At 44.5% G+C, this 18,071-nt stretch carries 18 protein-coding genes; 8 read left to right on the top strand and 10 right to left on the bottom strand.

Going from position 1 to position 18,071, the window contains the following annotated elements; genetic code table 11:
• Positions 1 to 79 precede the first annotated feature (79 nt).
• Positions 80 to 703, top strand: coding sequence for a YchE family NAAT transporter (locus tag L1D44_RS17430; protein WP_239892591.1), 624 nt, complete (start codon positions 80 to 82; stop codon positions 701 to 703).
• Positions 704 to 832: 129 nt separating this feature from the next.
• Here L1D44_RS17430 and L1D44_RS17425 read toward each other — a convergent pair whose 3' ends face one another.
• The 9 genes from L1D44_RS17425 to L1D44_RS17385 form a co-directional block, all read right to left on the bottom strand.
• Complete coding sequence (locus L1D44_RS17425) at positions 833 to 2,167, bottom strand: anti-phage deoxyguanosine triphosphatase (RefSeq protein WP_239892590.1); 1,335 nt, start codon at positions 2,165 to 2,167, stop codon at positions 833 to 835.
• Positions 2,168 to 2,184: 17 nt separating this feature from the next.
• On the bottom strand, positions 2,185 to 2,772 hold the full coding sequence (yfbR, locus tag L1D44_RS17420) for a 5'-deoxynucleotidase (RefSeq protein ID WP_220769899.1): 588 nt from the start codon (positions 2,770 to 2,772) through the stop codon (positions 2,185 to 2,187).
• Between the two features lie 133 nt (positions 2,773 to 2,905).
• A complete protein-coding gene (locus tag L1D44_RS17415) occupies positions 2,906 to 4,120 on the bottom strand; it encodes a pyridoxal phosphate-dependent aminotransferase (protein ID WP_239892589.1) in 1,215 nt (404 codons plus the stop codon).
• Between the two features lie 333 nt (positions 4,121 to 4,453).
• Entirely contained in the window at positions 4,454 to 5,014 is a 561-nt protein-coding gene (efp, locus tag L1D44_RS17410; protein ID WP_202722126.1) for an elongation factor P, read from the bottom strand.
• Between the two features lie 44 nt (positions 5,015 to 5,058).
• On the bottom strand, positions 5,059 to 6,252 hold the full coding sequence (gene earP / locus L1D44_RS17405; RefSeq protein ID WP_239892588.1) for an elongation factor P maturation arginine rhamnosyltransferase EarP: 1,194 nt from the start codon (positions 6,250 to 6,252) through the stop codon (positions 5,059 to 5,061).
• A gap of 147 nt (positions 6,253 to 6,399) precedes the next feature.
• The gene (gene fldA / locus L1D44_RS17400) at positions 6,400 to 6,927 is read right to left on the bottom strand and encodes a flavodoxin FldA (protein ID WP_220769896.1); all 528 of its coding nucleotides are present in this window, start codon (positions 6,925 to 6,927) and stop codon (positions 6,400 to 6,402) included.
• Between the two features lie 56 nt (positions 6,928 to 6,983).
• Positions 6,984 to 7,256: a LexA regulated protein gene (ybfE, locus tag L1D44_RS17395; protein WP_012155288.1), complete on the bottom strand. Its 273-nt coding sequence runs from the start codon at positions 7,254 to 7,256 to the stop codon at positions 6,984 to 6,986.
• 11 nt (positions 7,257 to 7,267) lie between these two features.
• The gene (locus tag L1D44_RS17390) at positions 7,268 to 7,489 is read right to left on the bottom strand and encodes a DUF2788 domain-containing protein (RefSeq protein ID WP_012277330.1); all 222 of its coding nucleotides are present in this window, start codon (positions 7,487 to 7,489) and stop codon (positions 7,268 to 7,270) included.
• A 108-nt stretch (positions 7,490 to 7,597) separates the two neighbouring features.
• Positions 7,598 to 8,356, bottom strand: a complete 759-nt coding sequence (locus L1D44_RS17385; RefSeq protein ID WP_239892587.1) for an alpha/beta fold hydrolase — start codon at positions 8,354 to 8,356, stop codon at positions 7,598 to 7,600.
• A 276-nt stretch (positions 8,357 to 8,632) separates the two neighbouring features.
• Between L1D44_RS17385 and seqA the strand changes: the two genes are divergently transcribed.
• Positions 8,633 to 9,181, top strand: coding sequence for a replication initiation negative regulator SeqA (seqA, locus tag L1D44_RS17380; protein WP_239892586.1), 549 nt, complete (start codon positions 8,633 to 8,635; stop codon positions 9,179 to 9,181).
• Positions 9,182 to 9,272: 91 nt separating this feature from the next.
• Positions 9,273 to 10,919, top strand: a complete 1,647-nt coding sequence (pgm, locus tag L1D44_RS17375; protein WP_239892585.1) for a phosphoglucomutase (alpha-D-glucose-1,6-bisphosphate-dependent) — start codon at positions 9,273 to 9,275, stop codon at positions 10,917 to 10,919.
• Between the two features lie 83 nt (positions 10,920 to 11,002).
• Here pgm and msrA read toward each other — a convergent pair whose 3' ends face one another.
• On the bottom strand, positions 11,003 to 11,482 hold the full coding sequence (msrA, locus tag L1D44_RS17370) for a peptide-methionine (S)-S-oxide reductase MsrA (RefSeq protein ID WP_239892584.1): 480 nt from the start codon (positions 11,480 to 11,482) through the stop codon (positions 11,003 to 11,005).
• A 262-nt stretch (positions 11,483 to 11,744) separates the two neighbouring features.
• Between msrA and astE the strand changes: the two genes are divergently transcribed.
• The 5 genes from astE (at position 11,745) to nadA (ending at position 17,910) form a co-directional block, all read left to right on the top strand.
• Positions 11,745 to 12,782 carry a succinylglutamate desuccinylase gene (astE, locus tag L1D44_RS17365; protein WP_239892583.1) on the top strand — a complete coding sequence of 346 codons (1,038 nt, stop codon included), beginning with the start codon at positions 11,745 to 11,747 and terminating at the stop codon, positions 12,780 to 12,782.
• 182 nt (positions 12,783 to 12,964) lie between these two features.
• Positions 12,965 to 14,143: a thiamine pyrophosphate-dependent dehydrogenase E1 component subunit alpha gene (locus L1D44_RS17360; RefSeq protein ID WP_239892582.1), complete on the top strand. Its 1,179-nt coding sequence runs from the start codon at positions 12,965 to 12,967 to the stop codon at positions 14,141 to 14,143.
• Positions 14,144 to 14,146: 3 nt separating this feature from the next.
• Positions 14,147 to 15,124, top strand: coding sequence for a transketolase C-terminal domain-containing protein (locus tag L1D44_RS17355; RefSeq protein ID WP_239892581.1), 978 nt, complete (start codon positions 14,147 to 14,149; stop codon positions 15,122 to 15,124).
• A gap of 9 nt (positions 15,125 to 15,133) precedes the next feature.
• A complete protein-coding gene (locus L1D44_RS17350; RefSeq protein ID WP_239892580.1) occupies positions 15,134 to 16,714 on the top strand; it encodes a dihydrolipoyllysine-residue acetyltransferase in 1,581 nt (526 codons plus the stop codon).
• Between the two features lie 128 nt (positions 16,715 to 16,842).
• Entirely contained in the window at positions 16,843 to 17,910 is a 1,068-nt protein-coding gene (nadA, locus tag L1D44_RS17345) for a quinolinate synthase NadA (RefSeq protein WP_239892579.1), read from the top strand.
• Positions 17,911 to 18,071: the final 161 nt, after the last annotated feature.

Genomic DNA, 18,071 nt, shown 5'->3' with positions numbered 1-18,071 from the left:
TTTGTTTTTAGGGCCATGAGTTAGAGTAGCGCCACATTTTATGAACAGATAACGCCTTGGGCGCGTTGAGGATACAACGGTGGATTTAACACTCTACGTTAAATTTTTTCTCGGCTTAGTTGCGATAATAAATCCTTTTGGTTTGTTACCGGTTTTTGTTAGCTTAACTAGCCACCAGACTGAAGCAGAAAGAAATCAAACGGCTAAAGTTGCCAACTTTGCCGTTGTGGTAATTTTGTTGGTGACGATATTTGCAGGCCAGCATATTCTCAACCTGTTTAGCATTTCACTTTCAGCCTTCAGAATTGCCGGCGGTACCCTTATTGCTATTATCGCCATGTCGATGCTTCAAGGTAAATTAGGTGAAGTTAAGCGCAATAAGGAAGAGGGACGTGAAGCTTCTGCCATGGACTCTGTGGCTGTTGTGCCTTTGGCTCTGCCATTAATGGCAGGTCCCGGCGCGATCAGTTCGGTTATCGTCTCCTCTGCTGAGCATGGTAGCCTACAAGATCTTTTCGGCATGTCACTCGCCGTTGTCGTGTTTGGTGTGTTGAGCTTTTTATTATTTAGAATGGCACCCATCATTTTTAAAATATTAGGTAATACCGGGATTAACGTGATCACCCGTTTAATGGGTCTGATAATGCTATCGATCGGTATCGAAGTGATTGCGGCGGGCGTGAAAGGTTTTTATCCAGGCTAACTGAAAGACAACTATCAGGCTGAGCTAAAGCCGAATAGAAGCATGTCTAAAGAGCTGGCAACGACAGTACGAGTAAAACAAAGGCACCGATTGGTGCCTTTGTTTTTTTAGTTGCTTTACCTTGCTCGCTTAGAAATCACCGTTAAAGTCCATCATGGAGTGGGTTTTCGCGCTAAATAGGTGCTGGTGTAGTCTTGCAGCAAACCCATCTGTCATGCCCGAGATATAATCGGCAATCACTCTGTGACTGTTTTCACCTAAGCGTTCACTTGCGAGCCACCGCTCTTGAGTATTAAGAGGTAGCAGCCTTTCTGGATCGGAGATAAACGCCTCAAATAGCTCCATCACTATCTGTTGACCCTTATATTCAAGCATCTGGATTTCGGGCTTCCGGATAACATATTTATAGACAAACTTTTTTAATATACTGAGGGCGTCAGCAAAGGCAGTTTCCAATGCGGCGTTGTACTTTAATAAAGGCTCATCGAAGCCCTCAACTTCAATAATTGAAATTGCGGTAACGAAGCCATTCACTAGGGTACCAATTGCGTCTTTACGTTCATGATGCTTTGAAGAGAATAACCGCTGGCTGATGGTGGCAAACTCTTTTTTGAGCCATGGATCCTGACTATTGCAAAGCGGCTTAGATACATCGCATAGCCATTGCTGTTCACTGACAATACCCATCACTATGGCATCTTCTAAATCATGAACCGCATAGGCGATATCATCGGCGAGTTCCATGATAGAACAATCTAGAGATTTATAGCGAGTGCGCTTATGTTTTAGCTCTTTAGTTGTATGACTCGATAGAAACTGTTGTCTATCTCGCTCAGAAAGAGGGTCTAATACCCATGCTAAGATCTCACTGTCGTCATCAAAAATGCCTTTTACGGGCGGCCACTTTGACGGCTTCAATTGCCTAAAATCTTCGACCGTCGCGCTAGGTTCAGATCTGTATAGTTGAGAATGGAGTGCAGGGTACTTCAAAATTCCCAATAGCGTACGACGACAGAGATTCATGCCGTAGTGTTCGGTATAGGGTTCAAGCCGAGTTAATATGCGAAAGGTTTGACCGTTTCCCTCGAAGCCACCGTGGGCACGCATCATATAATTGAGTGCCACTTCACCGCCATGGCCGAAAGGGGGATGGCCAATATCGTGGGCTAGACACAAGGCTTCGATAAGGCTCATTGACTCAATCAAATGGCTGAATTGAGGCTGCTTTTGCTTGAGTTGTGCGGTGATCCCTGTGCCAATTTGTGATACTTCAAGAGAGTGAGTAAGCCGGGTGCGATAAAAATCATTCATACCCACGCCTAGCACCTGAGTCTTAGCCTGTAAGCGCCTGAATGCGGCGGAATGGAGTATGCGCGCTCGATCTCGCTGGTAGGGACTGCGATGGTCGTTGCGCCTGTGTTTATCTTCGCCGTGACGTCTTTCATTCCAAACTTGATGAGGCATAACCGCTCCTTTATCGCCTATAGCAGTTTATTGATATCGTCTAGATCTAGGGTAAAGCTTGGAATAAAGCATTCGATGAAATAATTGACTGCAGGATTAGGGTCGTTCTTTAAACTTTGTTCTAGCCGTTTTTGCGCGGTATTAAATTCGGTATTGCCAGCACGTTTCTCTTCTAAACACTTGAGGTAGGCACAGAGCGTATCAGCTGATTTTACCAATGCCTTGTATTCACTATCGGCATACTCGCTAGTCAGTAGCGCTTGATAATCTTCTTTAAACTCTTCTGGCACCATTTCGAGTAGACGTTGCTCGGCGATCGCTTCAATTTTCTTGTATTCGGCTTCTATCTCTTTGTTGAAGTACTTGACCGGGGTTGGGAGATCGCCCGTTAGGATTTCACTTGCGTCATGAAAGATGGCGATGGTTGCAGCTTGATAAGGATCAAAGTTGCCTTGAAATTTTTTGTTGCTAATCAAGGCTAGTGCATGCGCAACCATGGAGACTTGCAGCGAATGTTCTTGAACATTTTCAGTGCGAACATTGTACATGAGAGGCCAGCGTTGAATTAATTTCATTCTTGCTAGGTGGGCAAACAAGTGGCTCATAGCATTCCTTGTGGTGTTAGGAGTTGAACCCATTCAGATTAGCATAGAAGTCCTACAAAAAAACGACCCGAAGGTCGTTTTTATCTTTTAAGCAATTATAAATAATAACCTAATGAATTAGTTAGCAGCAGTACTACTGTTTGTAGGTATCTAAGAAGTCACCGAATTCAGAGAGTGCTTTGGTCAGCTCTTCTTTGTAAGGCAGGAACACGACACGCACATGATCGGGTTCTGGGTAGTTAAACGCTGAGCCTTGAACGAGCAGGATCTTTCTATCTTTTAACAGGTCCAATACTAAGCGTTCATCATCGCGTAGGTTAAATTTCTTTTGATCTAGCTTAGCAAAGGCATATAGTGCGCCTTTTGGCGTCTTTACACTCACACCTGGAATAGAGTTAAGCATCTCAACACAGGCATCACGCTGTGCACGCAGGCGTCCACCTGGCTGAACTAATTCGTGAATACTCTGGTAGCCACCTAACGCTGTTTGAATCGCATGCTGACTTGGCACGTTTGCACATAGTCGCATAGAGGCCAGCATATCTAAGCCTTCGACGTAACTCTTCGCTGCTTTAAGGTTTCCGGTAAGCATCATCCAACCCACGCGGAATCCTGCAGCACGGTAAACTTTAGATAGACCATTAAAAGTCACCGTTAGAATATCATCAGATAGACTCGCCGCCGGAATATGTACCGCCTCATCATATAGAATTCGGTCGTAGATCTCATCGGCGAACAGAATCAAATCGTTTTGACGGCACAGTTCGATAACTTCTAGGATCAGCTCTTTTGAGTATACGGCGCCCGTTGGGTTATTCGGGTTAATTAGCACGATACCGCGGGTTCTTGGAGTGATCTTACTTTTAATATCTTCCAGATCAGGGAACCAGTCAGATTCTTCATCACAGCGATAATGCTGCGCCTTGCCACCAGACAGGTGAACAGCTGCGGTCCATAATGGATAGTCAGGAGAAGGGACGAGGATCTCGTCGCCACTGTTTAATAAGCCCTGCATCGCCATAACGATGAGTTCGGAAACCCCGTTACCAACATAGATGTCCTCAATATCGACACCAAAAATGCCTTGAGACTGATAGTGCTGTACGATGGCTTTACGCGCCGAGAACAGGCCTTTAGATTCACAATAGCCCTGTGCACTGGGTAAGTTTAGAATAACGTCACGGACGATCTCTTCCGGAGCTTCAAATCCAAAAGGCGCTGGGTTACCGATATTTAGCTTAAGGATCCTGTGACCTTCATCTTCGAGTCGGCGTGCCTCTTTATGCACTGGACCACGAATGTCGTAGCAAACAGAATCTAATTTATTGGACTTGATAATAGGGCGCATCTACACCTCGAAAATGCATAAAACGTAGGTCAGAAATGACTTTAACTTTGTTGCAGGCACAATAACGAAATTCATGGGACAAATAAAGGATTAATTCACTGATTAGATGGGTTTTTGAAGATGATCATACCGATAAGGTTCGGTGCGGACCCATGTTTTAGGGGTTTATGCTGTTAGTGGCTGGGTAGATAGTTGTTAGTATTGCGATTCTTATATTGGCACTATTTAAGTCTAAATCGCTTTTTTGCTAACAAGATCGCTTTTTTAAGGCATTACTAATACGGCAATAAAAAAGCCAGCGTTAACGCTGGCTTGATAAGGCGGTTTAAAAACTTAAACGCGCTTCTTGAATTCGTTTGTGCGAGTATCGATTTCGATCATATCGCCAGTCTTAACGAAGTCAGCAACACTTAGCGTACCACCGCCAGTGATAGTAGCAGGCTTCATTACTTTACCTGAAGTATCGCCACGAGCTGAAGGCTCAGTGTAAGTTACTTCACGAACAACTGAAGTTGGTAGTTCTACTGAAATTGCTTTGCCTTCGTAGAAAGTTACTTGGCAGTTCTCTTCCATACCGTCAACGATATATGCAGCAGCATCACCTAGGTTTTCAGCTTCAACATCATACTGGTTGTATTCTGCATCCATGAATACATACATAGGATCAGCGTAGTATGAATAAGTACAGTCTAGACGCTCTAGAATGATATCTTCCATCTTGTCTTCACCTTTAAAGGTGCTTTCAGTAGTAGAATCTTGTAGAACGTGCTTAAGTTTTAATTTAACGATTGCAGCGTTACGGCCTGAACGAGTTGTTTCAGTTTTTTGAACAACCCATGGGCTGCCATCTAACATGATCACGTTACCAGGACGGAGTTCATGAGCAGTTTTCATTACACAATTTCCTATTTTAGGTTTTTCTATTTAAACGTAGTATCTTAGCTATTTTTGACGAATTGAACTAGTCGAGAAACAAGATCTACATCATTTATCGCATCAATTGGCCACTGTTTTGCGTGGTGCAATAGTGGCAAATCGATTAAATTTAGTTTTTGCCAATGGCTAGTCGTTAGCTCTTGCTGTTCTTTGTTAAAGGCAAGATTTAACGCTTTCCAGCTTTTCGCTAATGCTGGCGGCAGATTATTACAGTAAAGCTGCATAAAGGCATCTAATTTTATTAGATGATAGTCGTCTTCTTGAGCATATATGTGCCAAATGAAGGGTTTTGCAGCCCATTGGGCCCTTAAAAATGAATCTTCACCGCGCACAATATTAAAATCACAGCTCCAAAGTAACTTATCGTAGCCCTCTTGATCAGTCATTGGCAAAATATGGATGACCAAATTGCCAAGCTTAATCTGCATTCCTGCCGTGAGTGTGTCAACAGAGCAGGGCAGTATCGATTGTAAGCTATTAAGGCTACGGCCCTTTGGGAACAAGGCATGAATAGTTTGTTCACTATTTTGCCATGTTTGACAAAGTGCTAGCAACGCACTCGATTCATAGCTAAAAACGCTGATAACTTTGTCGCCGCTTTCGATGCCGCTAAGTCCAAGGCTGGCAAACAGATCTAGGCGATTTTGTGGTTCTCGCTGCCAAGCATCACGCTTTTCAAACAGCGTCTTCTCACAAATCAGCCCACCAGTTTTAGCCGTAAACCCTGGGAAGTAGAAGTACTTCTTTAGGCCACTGGGTTGCATAGAGGGGAGACCATGGCATCCCTCAACCCAAGACTCTGCGCTGAGATATTCAAGATTGAGCCACAAAGGTGGCTTTGCTGCGTGTGAATTGAGTTTGAATGCCTGCTGCATTACGATTAACTGGTTTTTTACTTGTTCGGGTAATTCACAGGCAAATGCTTCAATAAGCACATTACCAGCTTGATAAGCGACGGCTAATGGCTCTGACCATTGATTGATGGTGACACCAAAATGAACCTGGCTAAGGAGATTAGGATCTAATGCAGGTAGTATATGTGAGAAGCTATTTAAATCATCGACCCATAGAGTGATAGCAATGGATTGCTCTGCAGACAATTGTTTTGCGAGTCGCCAGGTAACGCCAATATCACCATAATTATCAACGACTGCACAAAAGATATCCCAACGTTCAGGGGCTTTTTCACTTGCCATGTTACAAAAACTCACAGTATCAGCTCAATATGAGGCGGTTAAATAGACGATTGACTCGCTTTGTTAATGAGACAAAAAAGCGGCATAAAAATATGCCGCTTTTACAGAAATGCGATAAAGCAAAAATGGGCTTTATATCGCGATTCGTTAGTCTTCTAGCTCTGCTAGACACATCTCTTCGTAGATCTGTTTAACCCACGCATCTACGCGCGCTTCAGTTAGTTCAGGTTGACGGTCTTCATCAATACCTAGACCAACAAAATGCTTGTCGTCTGCTAATCCTTTAGATTCTTCAAAGTCATAGCCTTCGGTAGGCCAGTGACCGATCACTACAGCGCCACGAGCTTCAACGATTTCGTTCACCATGCCCATCGCGTCAAGGAAATACTCAGCGTAATCTTCCTGGTCACCACAACCAAAGATTGCGACTAACTTATCTTCAAAGTTGATCTGCTCAAGTTCTGGGAAGAAATCATCCCAATCACATTGTGCTTCGCCATAATACCAAGTTGGAATGCCGAAAATAAGCAGATCGTAATCTGCAATCTGTTCCTTGGTACTTTTGGCAATATCTTTTACCTCAACCATTTTTTTACCCAGTTTCTTCTGGATCATTTTGGCGACGGCTTCGGTGTTGCCTGTATCAGACCCGAAAAAAAGACCTACTGTTGCCATTGTTGTTCCTTTAATATCTAGTTAACTATTAATGGTATGCGTGTTTTGAAAGTGGTTTAGTTACTAACCAGCTTTTGCAGTATAGATTCGATTAGTTGGCTGCGGCTGATATTACTGGCCAAAGCTTGTTCATTCAAGGCGTCGTATAAATCTTGTGACACCTTTAACTCTATTCGTTTTAATCCGTTCGCACGGTCACGCTGAATTTGGTTTCTTTTATTGATTTTGAGCTGTTGGTCTCGAGGCAATGGATTGCTGCGAGGCCGACCACGTCGCTTTTCTGTTGCGAACAGATCAATGGTGGTTCTATCTGATGTTTCTTTTGCCATTGAGTTCGTATTTACCCGATACCTGAGCTTTCCCAGGTCATCTGTATAATCCCTTTTGCAATAAACCCGGCGCAGCCGAGAAATAAAACAAGCCAAACGATGTTTCGTCCAAACGTAGGCACATTGCCTTGTTTGAGTACATCTCTAATGGCCATACCAATAAAAAAGAAAATGGCTGCAAAAAACAGGTTTAAGCCGAGTGCTTCAATCTGCTCCATATATTGCATTAACATTCGCCATTCCTTTCTAGGCTAAAAAAAGTTGCGCGAATATACCATATAAGTTTTCGAGCGGCTATATGCTTTACACCTTTGTATCGGGAAAATTCCCTTTGTTGTGTCTTAGTTGTTGGTAATAAATTCTTTAACTATTCGGTTGAAAATGGCAGGTTTTTGCGCATGTAGCCAATGTCCTGAACCCTCAATGGTTTTTGCTTTGACCTTTGGGAACTGCGTCATAATGGCTTGTCTGTGTTCGGCGGTAACATAATCTGAGTCACCACCGCGAATAAATAAACAGGGACCTTGGTAAGGCTGAGGAAATGTAGGCCAATCTATGATGTTGGCGTAACTTGCCTTGAGTCCCGAAAGGTTCATCTTCCAGGAAAAACCCTGCTCAGCTCGAGTGAGGGACTTCAATAGAAACTGTGCGGTGCCATCATCGATATTGCAAGACTTCATATGAGCGAGTGCCTGGCGGCGATCCTTGATCTCTGCTAGCGGCATAGACTCTAATGCCGCAAAGACGCTATCGTGTCGGCTCTGGTAGGCTACAGGTGCAATGTCTGCGACCACTAGCTTACTAACCAGCTTAGGGTAACAAAGCGCCGTTGCCATCGCGATCTTACCGCCCATTGAGTGACCAACGATTATGGCCTCTTTTTCTGGCAATTGTTCGATCAACTCCGCAATGCTACTCGCAAGGGAGCGGTAATCCATCTTGGCAACAGAAGGACTCGCGCCGTGATTGAGTACATCAACCCTGACTACCGTAAAGCTGTCTTCGAGGGCTTTGCCTAAGGCCTTGAGATTATCAAGATCGCCAAATAAACCATGGATCAGAATGACGACAGGACCTTGACCGCTTTTGACGTAATACATTTTGCTACCGTTGGTTGTACTTAGGTGGCGCTGATTGTGCCTAGGTTTTTGTCAAAATCCAAGATTGCACTAAAAAACACCTATGCCGTGATGGTTTTTTATACATATACGGCTTAGTAAATGGTCTCTTTCAACCTTTGATCGCAGTTTTCATTTATTGGCGCTTTATCAAGACTCTAAACCTCGCTACACTGAGCTGATAATTCGGGATAGCAATGCGATCCGATCGTATTTAAGAACACCGATCCGCTTTTCTACTTAAGGAAGATAACTGTTATGAAATATATCGAAGTTGATGAAGAGCTTTATCGACACATCGCCAGTAAGACTGAACATATTGGTGAGAGCGCTTCGGATATTTTGCGCCGTATATTGGGACTAAGAGTTGATTCAGTGGTACAAGAAGAACCCGAAGAGATAAGTCATCCAAGCCTAGATCAATCTGCGCCCAAACTGGAAAAGGTTAAGCCTGTTAAAGCGGAGCCCGTTTCTGATTTTTTAAGTGTGCTCGATCTAGAACTGCTTGCGGCTCAGAAGGGGGCTGTTGGGCGTTTTCTATTTATTCTCGATACGGTCTATCAGGCGTCGACCACACAATTTGAACAAGTTTTGCAAATTCAAGGTCGCGACCGCTTATATTTTGCGACTTCAAAAGAAGCGTTGTTAAAGGCGAGTAAATCGGCCAATCCGAAAGAGATCGGTAAGAGCGGTTTTTGGGTAACGACTAACAATAATACTGCAAAGAAGCGCACCATATTGTCTGAAGTGTTAACTCAGTTTGGTACCAGCGAAGAGCAAATTGAACAGCTAATCGCAAAGATTTAATTGAAGCAAGTGGCGCAACCCTAAAGGCCCGCGCCACCCGTCGACCTAATAAAAGAGTTGTTAGGCGATAGAGAAATGTAGGAGAGGGGACTTGGCGTTACACAAGAGAGCTGGATTGATTGCAGAGCAAACGGATTTGGTCAACATACCCAAACTCGTCAGCCTATATTACCGTTTATCCCCCAATGAAGCCGATGCAGCACAAAGGGTGACATTTGGCACATCCGGGCACCGGGGCTGTGCTACAAGTAAAAGTTTTAATGAAGCGCATATATTAGCCATTTCACAAGCGGTAGCCGATTACCGTAAAAGTGCAAACATCACCGGTCAACTGATCCTCGGGATTGACACTCATGCTTTGTCTCAGCCTGCCGCGATGTCGGTTATTGAAGTACTTGTGGCAAATGAAATCTGCGTTGTTGTCCATCAAAATGATGGCTATACGCCGACTCCTGTCGTGTCTCATGCCATTATCAGGGCTAATTTAGGCAAAAAAACAGCTGACGCTCTAGTCGATGGCCTGATTGTCACTCCGTCCCATAATCCGCCTCAGGATGGCGGGATTAAATACAATCCACCTCACGGCGGCCCAGCTGAAGGTGAGATCACTACTTGGGTGGAAAACAGAGCTAACCAATACTTAGCCAATCAGTTAGATGGCGTTAAGCGCGTCAGTTATGCTCATGCATTAGCAAGCCAGTACGTGCTAGAGCAAGACTTAATTACGCCTTATGTGGAAGATCTGCACAATGTTATCGATATGGAGGCAATTGCCAAGTCTAACATTCGTCTAGGCGTCGACCCACTTGGTGGTTCCGGCGTTCACTATTGGCAACCTATCGCTGAACATTATGGCATCGATATTACGCTGCTGAACGATAAGGTCGATCCAAGTTTTAGCTTCATGCCACTAGATAAAGACGGCAAGATCCGTATGGACTGTTCATCGCCCTATGCGATGGCTGGATTATTAGCGCATAAAGATAACTATGATCTCTGCTTGGGTAATGATCCTGATTTTGATCGTCACGGAATCGTCTGCCCAGGAAGCGGTTTGATGAATCCTAACCATTTCCTTGCTGTCGCGATCGACTATTTGGTGACACATCGTCCAGAGTGGACCGAGGAGATGGTGATTGGTAAAACTCTTGTTTCCAGTGCGATGATCGATAAAGTTTGCCAGATGCATAACAAGCGTATGTCAGAGGTGCCTGTTGGCTTTAAATGGTTTGTAGATGGGCTTGCTAACTGTGACTTTGCCTTCGGTGGTGAGGAGAGTGCTGGAGCAGCGTTTTTAAGGCGTGATGGCAGCACTTGGTGTACTGATAAAGATGGATTTATCCTTTGTTTATTGGCAGCCGAAATTTTTGCCGTTACCGGTAAAGCCCCACAGCAGCGATACCAAGAGCTTGAAGCCCAGTTTGGTGAAAGCTTCTATCAGCGTATAGACAGCCCTGTGAGTCTCGAGGATAAGGCTAAGTTCGCTAATATTAAGCCAGAGATGATTACAGCTAAGCGCCTTGCGGGCGATGAGATCTTGCAAAAACTCACTCACGCACCGGGTAACAACGCCCCAATTGGCGGCATTAAGGTTGTAACGGCTAATGGATGGTTTGCTGCGCGACCATCAGGAACGGAAGCACTGTTTAAGCTTTATGGTGAGAGTTTCGTTAACCAAGAACATCTGCAGCTATTATTAGAGGAAGCGCAGCGCATTGTCGCTGAAGCACTCAAATAGTCATTATGACGTAAGTAATAACGTTTAATTAGAAAAGGCACCTTAGGGTGCCTTTTCTATTGCCGAGACTTTAGATAATGGGATTAATAGCTGATATGACAACTTGGTAAATTGTTTTTCGTTAAATAATCTTGGTGGTAGGCCTCGGCCGGATGGAACTTCTGGCAAGGCACAATTTCAGTTACTATCTGTCTACTGCCCCATTTAGCACTTTTTATCAACGCAAGCTTACTCGCTTCAGCTTCTAACTTCTGTTGTTTATCATGAAAGAAAACAGTGCTGCGATACTGACTGCCTATATCGCCACCTTGCTGGTTTAAGGTGGTAGGGTTGTGATTTTGCCAGAACACTTGTAGCAACTGTTCGAAAGAGACCTTTTCTGCATCGTACTCAACTTGAACAACTTCAGCATGTCCAGTGGTGCCAGTTTTGACCTCATTATAACTGCTGTAACAATCTTTTCCGCCCATATAACCACACGTACAGTCAATGACACCTTCAACTTTTCTAAAGAAGTATTCAACTCCCCAAAAACATCCTGCGCCGAATGTTGCTAATGCCATTGCTGTCTCCTTAAGGGTTAATAAAAATAAATAGCCATTTGGACGGCTAGATGGCTTTATCTTGTTTTATTTTTTTCCGTTACGCAAGTAAAAAATGCATGGCTGCTTGTTTGTTGTACAGTGCAGGCTAAAAAGGACACGAGATACATGAGTCAAATATGCTACTATCGAGCAAGAATTAGCGGCGCTAGGTGTTACAACTCCCCGTGGTAATTGTAATTTCTGCCAAAATAAAGCTGACATCGATAATAAGGAGTAGTTTGTGTTTCACGAATTGAAACAGTCTAAGGACTTTTTAGCGCTAACCTTGGCGCACCCGCAATGTTTACCAGAAAGTTTTGCGTTTGATCTCGCTAATCGAATCCATGTAGAGGTTTGGGATACTGGTGTGATTATGTTTGAGCCTATCGGGGTAACGCACACTAAGGATATCGTCTTATCCTGTGCCGTCCACGGTAATGAGACCGCACCAATTGAGCTATGTAATGATCTTATGACTCAACTGCTTGGTGAACAAATAGAGCTTAAACAAAGGGTGCTGTTTCTCATTGGTAACCCACCGGCTATTCATAACGGAACCCGCTTTATTGATGAAAACCTTAATCGATTATTCAATGGCGCCCATTCACTCGGTGACGGGCTCTGTAATCCAGAGCGAGTAAGAGCGAAAAAGCTTGAGCAGTATGTCGATAAGTTTTTCAGTGCCGTGTCTGGCGAGCGTCATAGAATGCATTACGACTTGCATACTGCAATACGGGGCTCTAAGCATGAAAAGTTTGCTATTTATCCCTACAGAGGTAGTCGTAAATACAGTAAAGAGCAGATTATGTTTCTTGAGTCCTGCGGCGTAAATACCATTCTATTCCACCACGAACCCACAACAACCTTTAGTTACTTCTCTTCTGAAAATTACCATGCCGATGCCTTTACCATCGAACTCGGTAAGGTGTTCCCTATGGGACAAAATGATATGACCCGCTTTATTGCGATGAAAGAGATGTTAACGCTATTGATGAGTGGTCAATCGCTGCAACTGCCAGCCTTTGATATGAATCGTTTAAACCTCTACCAAGTTTGCCGCTCGGTAAACAAGCGATACGACGACTTTGAATTTACTTTTGCTAACGATGTTGAAAACTTCACCGCTTTTCCAAAAGGTTACACCTTGGCGAAAGAGGGTGGTGAAGCGGTGAAAGTAGAGCATGAGTTTGAATCCATTGTATTCCCAAATGCTAAGGTGCCCGTAGGGCAGCGGACTGTTTTGTGCTTAAAGTCAGCCGATGAGAGTAATTTGGACTAAATTCAAACTGAATAACTGTGCATGTAAACCAATATATACATGCACACAGATGCTAAGTTATCGTTTCAATGATGGGAAGTATTGAGAGTTAGTTTACGTTAACGTAATGTTCTTCCCGCGTATTAAAATAGATAGGTGCTGAATTTGTCGTTTAGCAGCACCATAAATAACAAGAGCACATTATGAGCAACGCAACAACGAATGCTGAAACAGTCCATCGCGTGAGCTTTTTAGATAAAGACTCACTAGCGATCCCAATTTTGAAAATTCTACAAGCGGACGGTACTGCTTACGAAGAAGCAGTATTACCGGTTATCGATGAAACGCTAGCAGCTAAAATTCATGATACCTGCGTGTTTACCCGTGTCTTAGACGAACGTATGTTGGGTGCGCAGCGTCAGGGGCGAATTAGTTTCTATATGACCTGTACTGGCGAAGAAGCGTCAATTGTTGGCAGTACAGCAGCCCTTGAAGAAGGGGATGTGATTTTAGCTCAGTATCGTGAGCATGCAGCACTTAGATACCGCGGCTTTACTACTGAACAGTTTATGAACCAGATGTTCAGTAATGAAAAAGATTTTGGCAAGGGCCGTCAGATGCCTATCCATTACGGCAGTGAAGCGCTTAACTATCAGACTATTTCATCGCCGCTCGCCACTCAGATCCCTCAAGCAACAGGCGTTGGCTATAGCCTTAAAATGCAAGGCAAACGCAATATCGCTATCTGCTATTTTGGTGAGGGGGCTGCATCAGAAGGCGACTTCCATGCAGGTCTTAATATGGCGGCAGTACTCAGTTCTCCTGTTATCTTCTTCTGCCGTAACAATGGTTACGCTATCTCAACGCCAACTGATGAGCAGTTTAAAGGTAATGGCATCGCGAGTCGCGGTGTAGGCTACGGCATGCATACCATCCGCGTTGACGGCAATGATATGTTGGCAGTACTTGCTGCAACACAGCAGGCAAGGGCGTATGCACTAGAACACAACGCGCCAGTGCTCATTGAAGCCATGACTTATCGCTTAGGCGCACATTCATCTTCGGACGATCCATCGGGTTACCGCTCTAAAGATGAAGAAGCAAAATGGCAACAACATGATCCTGTTAAGCGCTTTAAACTTTGGATGATCAATAAAGGTTGGATGAATGAGCAAAAAGATGCCGATCTTTACGTTAAGTATCGCGAAGAGGTGTTATCTGAGCTAAAAGTTGCAGAGAAAGTTCCAACGCCTCATATCGATTACATTATTGAAGATGTTTACGATACACCAACGCCAATTCTGAAAAAGCAACTGGCGGATCTGAAAGATCACGTTAAGAAATATCCAGAATCCTACCCAAAAAGCGCAGGGAGAATATAAGCCGTGGCTCAAATGAATATGTTGCAAGCCATTAACCAAGCCCTAAGCTCGGAAATGGAAGCGGATAAGAAAATGATGGTGTTTGGCGAAGATGTCGGACATTTTGGCGGAGTATTTAGAGCGACATCAGGTCTACAAGAAAAGTTTGGTCGTGAGCGTTGTTTCAACACTCCGTTGACCGAACAGGGGATCGCCGGTTTTGCCAATGGTTTAGCATCTAATGGCATGACGGCCGTTGCTGAAATTCAGTTTGCTGATTATATCTTCCCGGCTATCGATCAAATCGTCAATGAGAGCGCTAAGTTCCGTTACCGTAGTGGTAATGAATTTAATGTCGGCGGTCTGACTTTCAGAACGCCTTATGGAGGTGGGATTGCGGGTGGTCATTATCACTCTCAGTCGCCAGAGGCCTATTTTACCCAGACGCCTGGTCTTAAGGTCGTTGTGCCTAGAAACCCAGAGCAAGCGAAAGGCCTACTTATCGCCTCGATTCGCGATAAAAACCCGGTGATCTTTTTTGAGCCTAAACGCTTATACCGCGCATCGGTTGGCGAAGTTCCCGAAGGCGAACATGTTATCGAGTTAGGCAAGGCTGAAGTCGTTAAGCAGGGCACCGATATCACCCTATTAGGTTGGGGCGCTCAGATGGAGATCCTAGAAAATGCTGCCGATATGGCAGCTAAGAAAGGGATCTCTTGTGAAATTATCGATTTGAGAACACTTTCACCATGGGATGTTGAGACGGTTGCCGCGTCGGTTAAGAAGACGGGACGTCTTTTGATAAACCACGAAGCTCCGTTAACAGGTGGTTTTGCCGGAGAGATTGCTGCAACGATACAAGAAGAGTGTTTCTTGTACCTTGAGTCGCCGATTGCAAGAGTATGTGGCCTAGATACGCCGTATCCTTTGATCCACGAGAAAGAATATATGCCAGACGCCTTAAAGACGTTTGAAGCGATTAAAGCATCGGTTAAATTTTAGGAGCCAGCCATGATTAAAGATTTTATCCTTCCGGATATCGGCGAAGGCGTCGTCGAATGTGAGCTGGTTGAATGGTTAGTGCAAGAAGGCGATAGTGTTGTCGAAGATCAACCTATCGCCGATGTCATGACCGATAAAGCATTAGTGCAAATTCCAGCACCTAATGCCGGTGTGATCACTAAGCTATATTACGCCAAAGGCGACATCGCGAAAGTGCACGCACCACTATATTCTGTCGATGTTGAAGCTGAAGACGGCACACAAGAGGCGAGTGTCCCAGTAAAAGAGCCTGAATCTAATGAGCAAGCGCCGCAAAGCAATAGTTCAGCACCTGGCAGCGTAATTGAAGAGTTTCTACTGCCGGATATTGGCGAAGGCATTGTCGAATGTGAGTTGGTTGAATGGCTGGTCGCTGAAGGTGACACAGTTGTCGAGGATCAGCCCATCGCCGATGTCATGACAGATAAGGCACTTGTTCAGATCCCAGCAATTAAAAACGGCAAAATAGTCAAACTTCATGTCCGCAAAGGACAGTTGGCTAAGGTGCATGCACCACTGTTTGCTATTGAAGTTGCCGGTGAAGCTGGGGAGCCTGCACAAGTCTCGGCTAAAGCTGCGAACGTAGAATCTGCGCCAATAATTTCTGAAAGCGTGCCACAAGGTAAAGCGTTAGCAAGTCCAGCGGTACGCCGTTTGGCTCGTTCATTGGATATTGATATCTCGAAAGTTTCCGGTTCGGGGAAAAATGGCCGTGTTTATAAGGAAGACGTAGAGCGTTATCACGCTGGTCCAGCCAAGACTGTTACCGTTGCGGCTCCTGAACCTGTCTCTTTAGAATCTGCGGCAGAGCAAACGACTGAGTCGGTATTACCTCACAAGCCGTCGGTAGACCGCGTTGAGCCAATTAAGGGCGTCCGTGCGGTGATGGCGAAGATGATGACCGAATCAGTATCGACAATCCCGCACTTTACCTATTGCGAAGAGTTTGATTTAACCGAACTTGTTGCACTTCGCGAAAGCATGAAGAAGAAATACTCTACCGATGAGCTTAAGCTCACCATGATGCCTTTCTTCATGAAATCCATGTCATTGGCACTGTCGAAATTCCCTGACATGAACAGCCGTGTCAATGCGGATTGCACAGAGCAAACCTATGTTTCGAGTCATAATATCGGGATGGCGGTGGACTCTAAGGTGGGTTTGTTAGTACCTAATGTAAAGGATGTTCAAGATAAATCTATCTTGCAGATCGCAGCTGATATAACTCGCCTGACCAATGCGGCTCGCAGTGGTCGCGTGTCTCCGGCGGATTTAAAGGGGGGCAGTATCTCTATCTCCAACATCGGCGCATTAGGTGGAACAGTTGCAACACCGATTATCAATAAACCAGAAGTAGCAATTGTGGCGCTTGGCAAACTACAGGTGTTACCACGCTTTAATGATAAAGGTGAAGTGGAAGCTCGGAAAATAATGCAAGTGAGCTGGTCCGGGGATCATCGAGTTATTGATGGCGGCACCATCGCTCGTTTCTGTAACCTTTGGAAGCTTTATCTAGAACAACCGCAAGAGATGTTATTAGCGATGCAGTAATACCTAATACAAGACTTAAAAAGGCGCTAGATTGGCGCCTTTTTTTATGGGCAGTAGCTATAGGAGTTTTAAATTTGTGAACTATTCCGTATAATTCCGCTAATCTGTTATTGCCCTTTGGTTGTATTATGAGCGCGTTTGTACCAAGTATCGAGAATATTGAATATCCCTTTCCGCCAAAACCCGTTCCTTTGTCCGATCTAGAGAAAGCTGAATCTAAAGCAAAAATTAAGCAGCTTTTAAAAGAAAAAGATGCCGTGCTTGTGGCCCATTATTATACCGATCCTGAGATCCAGGCGCTGGCTGAAGAAACGGGTGGTTGTGTATCAGATTCGTTGGAGATGGCGCGCTTTGGTCGAGACCATAGTGCAAAAACCTTAATCGTCGCAGGCGTTAAGTTTATGGGTGAAACCGCTAAAATTCTTAGCCCAGAAAAAACCATCCTAATGCCAACGCTTGAGGCCACTTGCTCTCTCGACCTAGGTTGTCCTATCGAGACATTCAGTGAGTTTTGTGATGCGCATCCAGATCATACCGTTGTCGTTTATGCCAATACGTCTGCAGCGGTAAAAGCGAGAGCAGACTGGGTTGTTACATCAAGTATCGCCCTAGAAATTGTTGAGCACCTAGACAGCGAAGGTAAGAAAATAATCTGGGGACCGGATCGTCACTTAGGTAGTTATATCGCTAAGCAAACTGGCGCAGATATGTTGATGTGGCAGGGTGAATGTATCGTCCACGATGAGTTTCAAGCTAAAGCGTTACGCGAATTGAAGAAGCTACACCCTAATGCAGCAGTACTGGTCCACCCAGAGTCGCCAGCGAGTGTGGTCGAACTTGCCGATGCCGTAGGCTCAACGAGTCAGCTCATCAAAGCGGCACAAACCATGGATAACGATACGTTTATCGTGGCGACAGACAAAGGTATCTTCTATAAGATGCAGCAAGCAGCACCTGATAAGAACCTGATTGCTGCACCAACTGGTGGCAACGGCGCAACTTGTAAGAGCTGTGCACACTGTCCTTGGATGGCGATGAACGGCCTAAAGGCTATCGAGAGTGCATTAGAAAATATTGAGCCTCAACAGCATGAGATTTTTGTCGATGAGATCCTTCGCCTAGATGCCCTAAAGCCTTTGGACAGAATGCTAAACTTTGCTCAAACGCTGAACATGAAAGTAAAAGGTAACGCTTAATATTTAAGCTGTTATATCAAGCCTCTATAGGTTGATATTGATCTCATATCCATGAGAAACTTGATCTAGAACAATAAGCCCGTTAATTCGGGCTTATTTTTTATGTCGGTTTTAAAAAAATATTTACCTATAAATAGTTTCGACTATGCTAAGGCAACAAA

This window comes from Shewanella sp. Isolate13 (genome assembly GCF_022398325.1).
Lineage (GTDB): Bacteria > Pseudomonadota > Gammaproteobacteria > Enterobacterales > Shewanellaceae > Shewanella.
Note: the sequence above shows the minus strand (reverse complement) of the source record. Positions and strands in the feature narration are given on the sequence as shown.